The sequence below is a fragment of the Acidovorax sp. KPB24-03 genome, from assembly GCF_057546605.1.
The window spans coordinates 1-11426 of sequence record NZ_BAAJYR010000109.1 but is presented as its reverse complement, the minus strand read 5'-3'; the positions used below and the strand labels follow the sequence as shown (position 1 = coordinate 11426).

At 69.0% G+C, this 11426-nt stretch carries 12 protein-coding genes; all 12 read left to right on the top strand.

What is annotated here, in order from left to right; genetic code table 11:
- Positions 1-340 (top strand): ABC transporter ATP-binding protein C-terminal domain-containing protein (locus AC27KI_RS13250; RefSeq protein ID WP_487114202.1); only part of this gene is annotated, 340 nt, incomplete at its 5' end.
- Positions 340-1236, top strand: a complete 897-nt coding sequence (locus tag AC27KI_RS13245) for a branched-chain amino acid ABC transporter permease (RefSeq protein ID WP_284424463.1) — start codon at positions 340-342, stop codon at positions 1234-1236. The genes AC27KI_RS13250 and AC27KI_RS13245, both read left to right, overlap by 1 nt.
- Before the next feature lie 4 nt (positions 1237-1240).
- The gene (locus AC27KI_RS13240; protein WP_487114200.1) at positions 1241-2296 is read left to right on the top strand and encodes a branched-chain amino acid ABC transporter permease; all 1056 of its coding nucleotides are present in this window, start codon (positions 1241-1243) and stop codon (positions 2294-2296) included.
- A 58-nt stretch (positions 2297-2354) separates the two neighbouring features.
- Entirely contained in the window at positions 2355-3686 is a 1332-nt protein-coding gene (locus tag AC27KI_RS13235; RefSeq protein ID WP_487114198.1) for an ABC transporter substrate-binding protein, read from the top strand.
- A 35-nt stretch (positions 3687-3721) separates the two neighbouring features.
- Positions 3722-4939 carry an SfnB family sulfur acquisition oxidoreductase gene (locus tag AC27KI_RS13230; protein ID WP_487114196.1) on the top strand — a complete coding sequence of 406 codons (1218 nt, stop codon included), beginning with the start codon at positions 3722-3724 and terminating at the stop codon, positions 4937-4939.
- 31 nt (positions 4940-4970) lie between these two features.
- Entirely contained in the window at positions 4971-5795 is an 825-nt protein-coding gene (locus AC27KI_RS13225; RefSeq protein ID WP_487114194.1) for a MetQ/NlpA family ABC transporter substrate-binding protein, read from the top strand.
- Positions 5796-5815: 20 nt separating this feature from the next.
- A complete protein-coding gene (locus tag AC27KI_RS13220) occupies positions 5816-7237 on the top strand; it encodes an LLM class flavin-dependent oxidoreductase (RefSeq protein ID WP_487114192.1) in 1422 nt (473 codons plus the stop codon).
- Entirely contained in the window at positions 7234-8067 is an 834-nt protein-coding gene (locus AC27KI_RS13215) for a MetQ/NlpA family ABC transporter substrate-binding protein (protein WP_487114190.1), read from the top strand. The genes AC27KI_RS13220 and AC27KI_RS13215 overlap by 4 nt, the downstream gene beginning before the upstream one ends.
- Positions 8068-8157: 90 nt before the next feature.
- On the top strand, positions 8158-8973 hold the full coding sequence (locus tag AC27KI_RS13210) for a MetQ/NlpA family ABC transporter substrate-binding protein (protein WP_284424476.1): 816 nt from the start codon (positions 8158-8160) through the stop codon (positions 8971-8973).
- Positions 8970-9800 carry a MetQ/NlpA family ABC transporter substrate-binding protein gene (locus tag AC27KI_RS13205; protein ID WP_487114188.1) on the top strand — a complete coding sequence of 277 codons (831 nt, stop codon included), beginning with the start codon at positions 8970-8972 and terminating at the stop codon, positions 9798-9800. The genes AC27KI_RS13210 and AC27KI_RS13205 overlap by 4 nt, the downstream gene beginning before the upstream one ends.
- On the top strand, positions 9797-11011 hold the full coding sequence (locus tag AC27KI_RS13200; protein WP_487114186.1) for a methionine ABC transporter ATP-binding protein: 1215 nt from the start codon (positions 9797-9799) through the stop codon (positions 11009-11011). The genes AC27KI_RS13205 and AC27KI_RS13200 overlap by 4 nt, the downstream gene beginning before the upstream one ends.
- Positions 10983-11426: methionine ABC transporter permease (locus AC27KI_RS13195; RefSeq protein ID WP_487114184.1), on the top strand; the 444-nt coding region annotated here is incomplete at its 3' end. The genes AC27KI_RS13200 and AC27KI_RS13195, both read left to right, overlap by 29 nt.

Here is an 11426-nt window from a genome sequence, read left to right as displayed (position 1 = left end):
CGGCCTGCAAAAGCGCGTGGAGCTGGCGCGCGCGCTGGTGGCACGCCCGCGCCTGTTGCTGCTGGACGAACCCCTGGCCGGCACCACCGCGGGCGAGAAGAGCGAGATGGCCGCGCTGATCCGCGCCGCGCGCGACCGGCACGGCGCGGCGGTGGTGCTGATCGAGCACGACATCGGCATCGTGCTGGGCCTGTCGGACCGGGTGGCGGTGCTGGACTACGGCCGCAAGATCGCCGACGGCACGCCCGCCGAGGTGCGCGAGGACCCGGCCGTGATCGATGCCTACCTGGGCGTGGCGCACGACCAGGAAACCTCCCCACCCGAAACAGAGGCGCCGTGATGGAAGGCTTCGACTTCGCCTTCCTCGCCGAGGTGCTGATCGGCGGGCTGCTGTCCGGCGTGATGTATTCGCTGGTGGCCATCGGCTTCGTGCTGATCTACAAGACCTCGGGCGTGCTCAACTTCGCGCAGGGCGCGCAACTGCTGTTCGCGGCGCTGACCTTCGTGAGCCTGGTGGAGCGCGGCCTGCCGTTCGCCCTCGCATTGGCGATCACCTTCGCGCTGATGGTGGCGCTGGGCCTGGCCATCGAACGCGTGGTGCTGCGCCCGCTGGTCAACCAGCCGCCCATCACGCTGTTCATGGCCACGCTGGGGCTGTCGTACGTGATCGAGGGCGTGGCCCAGCTGGTGTGGGGCACGCAGGTGCATTCGCTGGAGCTGGGCGTTTCCGATGCGCCCATCGAGATCGCGGGCGTGCTGGTCTCCACGTTCGACCTGTTCGCGGCCGGCGTGGCGGCGGTCATGGTGGCGGTGCTGTCTGCGTTCTTTCGCTACACCCGCGTGGGCCTGGCCTTTCGCGCGGTGGCCGACGACACCTTCGCCGCCCTGGCTGTGGGCCTGCGCCTGCCGGTGATCTGGGCCACCGTGTGGTCCGCCGCCGGCGTGATCGCGCTGGTGGCCGGGCTGCTGTGGGGCGCGCGGCTGGGCGTGCAGTTCTCGCTGTCGCTGGTGGTGCTCAAGGCCCTGCCGGTGCTGGTGCTGGGCGGCTTCGATTCCATCCTGGGCGCCATCGTGGGCGGGCTCATCATCGGCGCGCTGGAAAAGCTGGCCGAGGTGTACCTGGGCGCCTACGTGGGCGGCGGCATCGAAAGCTGGTTCGCCTACGCCGCCGCGCTGCTGTTCCTGCTGGTGCGGCCCGGTGGCCTGTTCGGGCAGCGGCCGGTGGAAAGGGCCTGACGCCATGGCAACCCCCACCCTTCAACCCGGCACCCGTCGCACCCCCTGGCCCCTGTGGGCCACGCCCGCCATCGCGCTGGCACTGGCCTACGGCGTGGTGCCGCTGGTGGCCACCGACTACGTGTTCGACGCGCTGCTGATCCCCTTCCTCGCCCTGTCGCTGGCCGCCGTGGGGCTGAACCTGCTCACGGGCTACGCGGGCCAGCTCTCGCTGGGCTCGGCCGCCTTCATGGCCGTGGGCGCCTATGCGGCCTACAACTTCCAGTTGCGCGTCGAGGGCCTGCCGCTGCTGGCGGCCATGGCGCTCGGCGGCGTGGCCGCCACGCTGGTGGGCGTGGTGTTCGGCCTGCCCAGCCTGCGGCTGCGCGGCTTCTACCTGGCCGTATCGACGCTGGCGGCGCAATTCTTCGTGCAATGGGCGCTGACGAAGTTCGGCTGGTTCAGCAACCACAACCCCTCGGGCGTGATCGACGCACCGCCCATCGCCGTGGCGGGCGTGGCCTTCGACACGCCCACGGGCCGCTACCTGTTCGCGCTGACCGTGGTGGCCGTGCTGACCGCGCTGGTCTGGCGCGTGACCCGCACGCCCACCGGCCACCACTTCATCGCCGTGCGCGACAACGAGCTGGCCGCCCGCGTGATCGGCGTGCCGGTGCTGCGCGCCAAGCTGCTGGCCTTTGCGCTGTCATCGTTCGTGATCGGCGTGGCGGGCGTGCTGTGGGGCTTCGTCTACCTGCGCACGGTGGAGCCGGCGGGCTTCAACCTCGACCGCTCGTTTCAGATTCTTTTCATCATCATCATCGGCGGCCTGGCCACGCTGCGCGGCGCCTTTCTGGGCGCTGCCCTCATCGTCGTGTTCCCGCTGCTGCTCTCGCGCCTGGGCAGCCTGCTGCTGGGCCAGTGGTTCGACTCGGGCGTGCTGGAGCTGTGCCAGCGCATCGCCCTGGGCGCGCTCATCGTGGGCTTTCTCATCGCCGAGCCGCGCGGGTTGGCGGCGTTGTGGGAACGGGCCGTCGCCCGGCTGCAGCGCACGCGGCCGCCGCCCCCGCAGGGCGCCTGACCGGTTGCTTTCCCTCCCCCCATTCCTTTCTTCCTCTCTCTCCACAGGAGCGCATCGCATGTCCCTCGTCCGTCCTCTGAAAACCGCCTTGCTGGCCGCCGCACTGGCGCTCACCGGGCTGCAGGCCGCGCAGGCCCAGGCCGCCAAACCGCAGGAACAGTTCTTTCCGCTGCAGAGCTACCGCGTCGGCCCTTACGCTGCCGGTGGCACGGGATTTTTCGGCGGCTTCATCGACTACCTGAACCTCGTCAACACGCGCGACGGCGGCGTGGGCGGCGTCAAGCTGACGTGGGAAGAAGGCGAGACGCAGTACGAGGTGGAGCGCGGCGTGGAGGTGTACGAGCGCCTCAAGACCCGCCCCGGCATCGCCGCGTGGAACCCGCTGTCGGTGGGCATCGCCTACGCGCTGATCGACCGGGTGACGGCCGACAAGGTGCCGCTGCTCACCATCAACCACGGCCGCACCGACACCACCGACGGGCGCGTGTTCAAGTACATCTTTCCGCTGCTGGTCAATCCGTACAGCGAGACCTCGGGCATCGTGAACTACCTGGGCACGAAGGCCGGCGGCACGGAGAAGCTCAAGGGCAAGAAGATCGTGGTGCTGTACCACGGCTCGCCCTACGGCAAGGAGACCATTCCGATCTACGAGCTGCTGGCCAAGCAGTACGGCTTCACGGTGCAGCAGATCGAGGTGCCGCACCCCGGCAACGAACAGCAGTCGCAGTGGCTGACCATCCGCCGCGCCAAGCCCGACTTCGTGGTGCTGCGCGGCTGGGGCGTGATGAACCCGGTGGCGCTCAAGACCGCGCAGAAAACCGGCTTTCCGGCCGACCGCATCGTGGGCAACATCTGGTCCAACTCCGAGGAAGACGTGATCCCCGCGGGCGACGCCGCCAAGGGCTATGTCGCCATCACCTCGGTGGCGCCCGGCACGCAATACCCCGTGCTGCAGGACATCGTGAAGACGGTGTACGACGCCGGCAAGGGCAACCTGCAGGACAAGAAGCGCATCGGCAGCGTGTACCACAACCTGGGCGTGCTCAACGGCATCCTGAACGTCGAGGCGATCCGTATCGCGCAGGCGAAGTTCGGCAAGCGCACCTTGACCGGCGACGAAGTGCGCTGGGGCCTGGAGAACCTGAAGATCGACGAAGCCCGCGCCGCCGCCCTGGGCGCCAAGGGCCTGTTCCATTCCATCCACGTGACCTGGGACAACCACGAAGGCGACGGCCGCGTGGCTTTCCAGCAGTGGGACGGCACGCAGTGGAAGGTCGTCTCCGACTGGATCGCGCCGGACTGGAAGCTGCTGCGCCCGATCATCGAAAAGTCGTCCCTGGCCTATGCCAAGGAAAAGAACGTGAAGGTGCGCCAGAGCATCGACGACTGACCCGCCCCCTTCTTCATCCCACCCGGAGCGACGCCATGACCGACCTCTACCGCACCCCTTCCATCCTCGGCCCCGACTACGAAGCCATTGCCGCAAAGTACCGCCCCATCTTCGCGCGCATCCAGGCCACGGCCCTGCAGCGCGAGCAGCAGCGCCAGCTGGGCCACGATGCCATCCAGTGGCTCAAGGAAGCACGCTTCGGCGCCCTGCGCGTGCCCGTGGAGCACGGCGGCGACGGCGCCACGCTGCCGCAGCTCTTCCAGTTGCTGGTGGAGCTGGCCGAGGCCGACTCCAACATCGTGCAGGCGCTGCGCGGGCACTTCGCCTTCGTCGAAGACCGCCTCAACGCCCCGCGCGACGCGGCCAACATCGTGTGGCTGCAGCGCTTCGCAGACGGCGATCTGGCCGGCAACGCGTGGACCGAAGTGGGCAACGTGGCCATCGGCGACGTGATCACGCGCGTGACGCCCCAGGCGGACGGACGCTGGGTGGTCAACGGCCGCAAGTTCTACAGCACCGGCAGCATCTTCGCGGACTGGATCGACCTGTATGCCCGCCGTGACGGCCCGGGCGACGGCGACGGCCTGGACGTGATCGCCGCCGTGCGCGCGCGCCAGCCCGGCGTGACGCACCACGACGACTGGGACGGCTTCGGCCAGCGCGTGACGGGCAGCGGCTCGGTGCAGTTCGACGACGTGCGGGTCGAGGCCGAATGGGTCGTGCCGTTCCTCGCATCTTTCGAGCGGCCCACCCCCATCGGCCCGCTGGCGCAGATTCTCCACGCGGCCATCGACCTGGGGCTGGCCCGGGGCGCGCTCGCGGCCACGCTGCCCTTCGTGCGCGAGCATGCCCGGCCCTGGATCGATGCGCGCGTGGAGCGCGCCGCCGACGACCCGCTGCTCATCCAGCAAGTGGGCGAGACCGCCGTGCGGCTGCGCGCGGCCGAGGCCCTGGTTCGCCGCGCCAGCCGCTTCGTGGATGCGGCCCAGGCCGACCCGACCGAGCAGAGCGTGGCCGAGGCCTCCATCGCCGTGGCCGAGGCGCGGGCGCTCACCACCACGGCGTCGCTGGATGCCGGCACGCGCCTTTTCGAGTTGGGCGGCACCTCGGCCACCACGGGCCAGAAGGGCCTGGACCGCTTCTGGCGCAACGCGCGCACCCACACGCTGCACGACCCGGTGCGCTGGAAGTACCACGCCATCGGCAATTTCCACCTCAACGGCCGCATTCCGCCGCGCCACGGCGCGATCTGATTTTTTCCTTTTCAAAGACCCAGCGACGACCATGAAGCCACGCCGTTTTCTGCACGCTCTTTTCACGTTCTCCACGTTCATCGGCGCGGCCCTGTTCGCCGGCAGCGCCTTGGCCGCACCGCTCAAGATCGGCGTGGTGCCGGGCATCTTCGCGGACTCGGTCGAGGTGGCGGCCAAGGAGGCCAAGGCCCAGGGACTGGACATTCAGGTGGTGGAGTTCACCGACTGGACGACCCCCAACGTGGCGCTGGAGTCGGGCGACATCGACCTGAACTACTACCAGAACAGCAACTACCTGGCGAACGCCGTGCGCAGCAAGGGCTTCAACTTCGTCAGCGTGCAGCCCGGCATCCTGTCGTACCTGGGGCTGTATTCCACCAAGCATAGATCGTTGGCCGAGGTGCCCAACGGCGCCAAGGTCGCCATCGCCAGCGACCCCGTCAACATCGGCCGTGCCCTGCGCCTGCTGCAGCACGCGGGGCTGATCACGCTGCGCCCGGACACCGGGCTGCTGGGCACGCAGGCCGACATCCGCTCCAACCCGAAGAACCTGCAGTTCATCGAGATCGAAGGCCCGCAACTGGTGCGCGCCACGCAGGACGTGGACCTGGCGCAGGGTTTTCCTTATTTCATCATTCCGTCGAAGGCGTTCGATGCGACGCGGGGGCTGGCCTACACCAGCTATGAGGACGACTCCTGGGCCATCCAGTTCGTGGCGCGCAAGGACAAGGCGGCGGACCCGCGCATCGCGCAGTTCCTGACCATCTACCAAAACTCCGACGCCGTGCGCAAGGCGATCCACGCCTTCTACCTGAACGATTCCAAGCTCTACCGCCTGACCTGGCTGAAGCGCTGAGCCCGGCACAAGGACCACCCGTGACACAACCCAAGCGCCACATCCTGCTCAACGCGTTCAACATGAACTGCGTGGGCCACATCAACCACGGCCTGTGGACGCATCCGCGCGACCGCAGCACCGACTACCGCACGCTGGCCTACTGGACCGATCTGGCCCGCACGCTGGAGCGCGGCCTGTTCGACGGCCTGTTCCTGGCCGACATCGTGGGCACCTACGACGTGTACCAGGGCAACGTGGACGTGCCGCTGCGCGAATCCATCCAGCTGCCGGTGAACGACCCGCTGCTGCTGGTGCCGGCCATGGCCGCCGCCACGCAGCACCTGGGCTTCGGCGTGACGGTGAACCTGTCGTACGAGGCGCCCTACCTGCTGGCGCGGCGCTTTTCCACGCTGGACCATTTGACAAACGGGCGCATCGGCTGGAACGTGGTCACCGGCTACCTCGACAGTGCCGCGCGCGCCATGGGCCAGCCGCAGCAGTTGCCGCACGATGAGCGCTACGAGCGCGCCGACGAATACCTGGAGGTGCTCTACAAGCTCTGGGAAGGCAGCTGGGAAGACGGCGCGGTGCGCCGCGACAAGGCCGCGCGCGTGTTCGCCGACCCGGCGCGTGTGCACCCAGTGCAGCACCACGGCCGCTATTTCGATGTGGAGGGCTACCACCTCAGCGAGCCTTCGCCGCAGCGCACGCCGGTGCTGTTCCAGGCCGGCAGCTCGGGCCGGGGCCAGCAGTTCGCGGCGCGCCATGCCGAGTGCGTGTTCATCTCGCCCCCCAACAAAGAGGCTGCGCGCAAGACCGTGCAGGCCCTGCGCGAGCAACTGGTGCGGGCCGGCCGCCGGCCCGATGACGTGAAGGTCTTCGTGGGCGCGGCGGTGGTGGTGGCCCGCACCGAGGCCGAGGCACGCGAGAAGCACGCGGACTACCTGCGCTACGCCAGCCGCGAGGCGGGCCTGGCGCATTTCGCGGCCAGCACCGGCATCGACTTCGCGCAGTACGACCTGGACGCGCCGGTGGACTACTCGCCCGGCAACGCCATCGAATCGGCCACCCGCACGGCCCAGCAGCACGGCTGGACGCGCCGCAAGCTGCTCGAACTCTTCTCGCTGGGCGGCCGCTACCCGGCCATCGTGGGCGATGCGCAGCAGGTGGCCGACGAACTGCAATCGTGGGTGGCCGAGACCGGCGTGGACGGCTTCAACCTGAGCCGCACCGTGGTGCCGGAGAGCTACGAAGACTTCATCGACCTCGTGATCCCTGAGCTGCAAAGCCGCGGCGTCTACAAGACCGCCTACGCCGAAGGCACGCTGCGCAGCCGCCTGTTCGGCGAGGGCGACCGGCTGCCGGCCCGGCATGCGGCCCAGGCCTTCCGGCGCCAGGCCCCCAGCGCTGCCACCCACCGGCCGCCCCAACCCCATCCCGCCCTGGAAGCACAGCCATGAAACGCCTGGTCCGACGCCTTTTTTCCTTGCTCGCGGCCTTCGCTGCCGCGGCGGCAACCGCGCAAACGCCCGCGCCGGCGCCCCTGCGCATCGGCGTCACGCCCGGTTCGCTGGCCGATTCCGTGCAGGTCGCCGCGCAGGAGGCGCGCCAGCAGGGGCTGGACGTGAAGGTCATCGAGTTCACCGACTGGACCGCGCCCAACACCGCGCTGGCCGCGGGCGACATCGACCTGAACTACTTCCAGCACCAGGCCTTTCTGGACAACGCCATCCGCGAGCGCGGCTATGCGTTCGTCAGCGTGGCCACCGGGCTGCTGCCCAACATCGGCCTGTATTCGCTCAAGGTGCAGCGCTTTGCCGACCTGAAGGACGGCGCCCGCGTGGGCGTGGCCAACGACCCGGTGAACCAGGGCCGCGGCCTGCTGCTGCTGGAAAAGGCCGGCCTCATCCAGCTCAAACCCGGCGTGGGCGCGCGCGGCAGCGTGAACGACATCGTGGCCAACCCGAAGAAGCTGCGCTTTGCCGAGATCGAAGGCCCGCAACTGGTGCGCGCCCTCGACGATCTGGACCTGGCGCAGGGCTACCCGGCGCACTACGTCAATGCCGGCAAGCCCCAGGTGGCAGGCAGCGCGCTGCTGTATTCGGGCATCGACGATCTGGCCTATGCGATTCGCTTCGTCGCGCGCCAGGACAACGCGCAGGACCCGCGCATCCAGCGCTTCGTGAAGGTCTATCAAGACTCGCCCGCCGTGCGCGCGCAGATCGGCAAATCCTTCGCCGGCAATGAGCGGCTCTACAGCCTGCCGTGGCTCGCCAAGGCCGCGCATTGACGCATTCCTGGACTCGCCCCCCGACGCCCCCGACGCCTTTCTCACCTTCGATTCCTCCCACCCCAACGACCGCCTTTCGCGGCCCCTGACATGCCACTCCATCGCCTCTTTCTCGCCCCCCTCCTCGCCCTCTCCGTGCTGGGCGCCCTGCCCGCCCATGCGGCCGACAAGCTGCGCATCGGCGTGCTGCCGGGCGTGTATGCCGACGCCATCGCGGCCGCTGCCAAGGACGCCAAGGCGCAGGGCATCGACGTCACGGTGACCGAGTTCACCGACTGGACCACGCCCAACGTGGCGGTGGACTCGGGCGACCTGGACATCAACTTCTTCCAGCACCAGCCGTTCCTCGATAACGCGATTCAGAAGAACGGCTTCAAGCTGGCCAGCGCGGGCACGAGCTTCCTGGCCAACATCGGCCTGTATTCGCTCAAGCACAAGACCATCAACGAGGTGCCGGTGGGCGGCAAGGTCGGCCTGGCCAACGACCCGGTGAACCAGGGCCGCGGCCTGCTGCTGCTGCAAAAGGCGGGGCTCATCCAGCTCAAGCCCGGCGTGGGCTTCGTCGGCACGGTGGACGACATCGTGCAGAACCCCAGGAAGCTGAAGTTCGTCGAGGTGGAAGGCCCGCAGCTGGTGCGCATCACCGGCGACGTGGACATCGCCCAGGGCTACCCGCACTTCATCGTGGCGTCGAAGGCGTTCGATCCGTCCAGCGGCCTCGCGTACTCGGGCGTGGAAGACGCGCGCTTCGCCATCCAGTTCGTGGTCAAGGCCAACCGCACGCAGGACCCGGTGATCCAGAAGTTCGTGAAGGTGTTCCAGAACTCCGACGCGGTGAAGGCCGCCATCGACCGCGCCTTCGCGGGCGACAAGCGCCTGTACGTGCTGACCTGGACGCAGCAATGATGCGCGCGCCCCGCTTCTTCCACTTCAAGGCCGCCGCCCTGGGCTGGCTGCTGGCCGCATCCGCCCTCACAGCGCACGCGGCCGACGTGATCCGCATCGGCTCCACGCCCGGCGTCACCTCCGACGCGGTCGAGGCCGTGGTGGCCGAGGCCAAGGCCCAGGGCCTGGAGGTGAAGCTGGTCGAGTTCACCGACTGGACGCTGCCCAACGAGGCGGTGAACAACGGCGACATCGACCTGAACTTCTTCCAGCACCAGGCGTTCCTGAACAACGCCATCAAGGAGCGCGGCTACCAGCTGCAGCTGGTGGGCCTGGGCCTGCTGCAGAACATCGGCATCTACTCCAACCGCATCCAGCGGCTGCAGGACGTGCCCGAGGGCGCCAAGGTGTCGGTGGCGAACGACCCGGTGAACCAGGGACGCGGGCTGCTCCTGCTGCAGAAGGCCGGCCTCATCAAGCTGCGCCAGGGCAATGCCGTGGGCGCCAGCGTGAACGACGTGGTCGAGAACCCGAAGAAGCTGCGCTTCTATGAGATCGAAGGCCCGCAGCTCATCCATTCGCTGCAGGACGTGGACCTGGCCGTGGTGTGGCCCAGCTACTTCGTCAACGCCGGCAAGAAGGAACAGGCCAGCCGCGCGCTGCTGTACTCCGGCATCGACGATTCGTTCTACGCCATGGGCTTCGTCGCGCGCAAGGACAAGGCGCAGGACCCGAAGATCGCCCGCTTCGTGCAGCTGTTCCAGCATTCGCCCAAGGTGCGCGAGGTGGTGTCCGCGCGCTTCAACAACGACCCCAAGCTGTACACGCTGCCCTGGAAGACGCCATGAGCCTGACCGCCGCCTCCCCATCACCCGTCTGGCGCAGCGCTGCCGGCACTGCACCCTCCCCCGCCACGGCCCCTGCCGGGGCGCCGCAGCCCCGCGCCGGGGCGGCACCGCCGCCCGCACCATCGGCGGAGGCCGGCGCACCTTCGGGCTCCGTGGTCTTCGAGCAGCTCGGCAAGGTGTACGCGTCGTCCGCCGGGCCGGTGGCGGCGCTGGAGGACATCAGCCTCCAGATCCCGGCCGGCAGCATCTTCGGCATCATCGGGCGCAGCGGCGCGGGCAAGTCGAGCCTGCTGCGCACCATCAACCGGCTGGAGTCGCCCACCTCGGGCCGCGTGCGGGTGGATGGCACCGACATCGCCACGCTGGACGACGACGGCCTGGTAGCCTTGCGCCGGCGCATCGGCATGATCTTCCAGCACTTCAACCTGCTGGCCGCCAAGACGGTGTACGACAACGTGGCCCTGCCGCTGCGCGTGGCCGGCTGGCGGCCCGCCGCCATCCACCAGCGGGTCGAGGAGCTGCTGGCCCTGGTGGGCCTCTCGGACAAGCACCGCACCTACCCCGCGCGCCTGTCGGGTGGGCAGAAGCAGCGCGTGGGCATTGCCCGGGCGCTGGCCACGGCGCCGGAGATCCTGCTGTGCGACGAGGCCACCTCGGCGCTGGACCCGGAGACCACGCATGCCATCCTGCAGCTGCTGCGCGACATCAACCGGCGCTTAGGGATCACCGTCATCCTCATCACGCACGAGATGAGCGTGATCCGCGAGATCGCCGACCAGGTGCTGGTGCTGGAGCAGGGCCGCATCGCCGAGCAGGGCGAGGTGTGGAAGGTGTTCGGCGCGCCACAGCACGACGCCACGCGCGCGCTGCTGGCGCCGCTGCAGCACGGCCTGCCCGACGACCTGCAGGGGCGGCTGCAGGCCGAGCCACCGGCGCAGGGCGGCTACCAGCGCATCCTGCGCCTGGGCTACACCGGCGAGGGCGGGCTGGAGCCCGACTTCGCGCGCATCGCCCAGGCCCTGCACAGCCCCGTCAGGCTGGTGCACGGCGGCGTGGACCGCATCCGCGGCCATGCGCAGGGCCGGCTCATCGTGTCGCTGCCCGGCACGGTGACGCTGCCTGATTTCGTCCATCTGGTGCAAGGCCCTGGCGCCATTGCCCATTCCATCGAGGTGATCGGCCATGTCGCTGACGTTGAGCATTCCCTTTGAGCGCTACACCCAGGCGTTTCTCGACACGCTGACCATGGTGGGCACGTCGGCCGCCATCGCCTTCGTGGCGGGCATTCCGCTGGCGGTGCTGCTGATCGTGACCGCGCCCGGCGGGTTCCTCGCCTCGCCACGCATCCACCGCGGTGTGGGCAGCGTGGTCAACGGCTTTCGGGCCACGCCCTTCATCGTGCTGCTGGTGGCGCTGATTCCGTTCACGCGGCTGGTCACCGGCACCACCATCGGCGTGTGGGCGGCCATCGTGCCGCTGGCCATCAGTGCCACGCCGTTCTTCGCGCGCATCGCCGAGGTGAGCCTGCGCGAGGTGGACCCGGGCCTGATCGAGGCCGCGCAGGCCATGGGCTGCCGCAAGTGGCACATCGTCTGGCACGTGTACCTGCCCGAGGCGCTGCCCGGC

What these genes read in the sequence shown, in the direction of transcription:
- AC27KI_RS13240 (WP_487114200.1), top strand. Translation starts at nt 1,241, where the DNA reads ATGGCAACCCCCACCCTTCAACCCGGCACCCGTCGCACCCCCTGGCCC.
- AC27KI_RS13210 (WP_284424476.1), top strand. Translation starts at nt 8,158, where the DNA reads ATGCCACTCCATCGCCTCTTTCTCGCCCCCCTCCTCGCCCTCTCCGTG.
- AC27KI_RS13245 (WP_284424463.1), top strand. Translation starts at nt 340, where the DNA reads ATGGAAGGCTTCGACTTCGCCTTCCTCGCCGAGGTGCTGATCGGCGGG.
- AC27KI_RS13200 (WP_487114186.1), top strand. Translation starts at nt 9,797, where the DNA reads ATGAGCCTGACCGCCGCCTCCCCATCACCCGTCTGGCGCAGCGCTGCC.
- AC27KI_RS13235 (WP_487114198.1), top strand. Translation starts at nt 2,355, where the DNA reads ATGTCCCTCGTCCGTCCTCTGAAAACCGCCTTGCTGGCCGCCGCACTG.
- AC27KI_RS13205 (WP_487114188.1), top strand. Translation starts at nt 8,970, where the DNA reads ATGATGCGCGCGCCCCGCTTCTTCCACTTCAAGGCCGCCGCCCTGGGC.
- AC27KI_RS13215 (WP_487114190.1), top strand. Translation starts at nt 7,234, where the DNA reads ATGAAACGCCTGGTCCGACGCCTTTTTTCCTTGCTCGCGGCCTTCGCT.
- AC27KI_RS13225 (WP_487114194.1), top strand. Translation starts at nt 4,971, where the DNA reads ATGAAGCCACGCCGTTTTCTGCACGCTCTTTTCACGTTCTCCACGTTC.
- AC27KI_RS13230 (WP_487114196.1), top strand. Translation starts at nt 3,722, where the DNA reads ATGACCGACCTCTACCGCACCCCTTCCATCCTCGGCCCCGACTACGAA.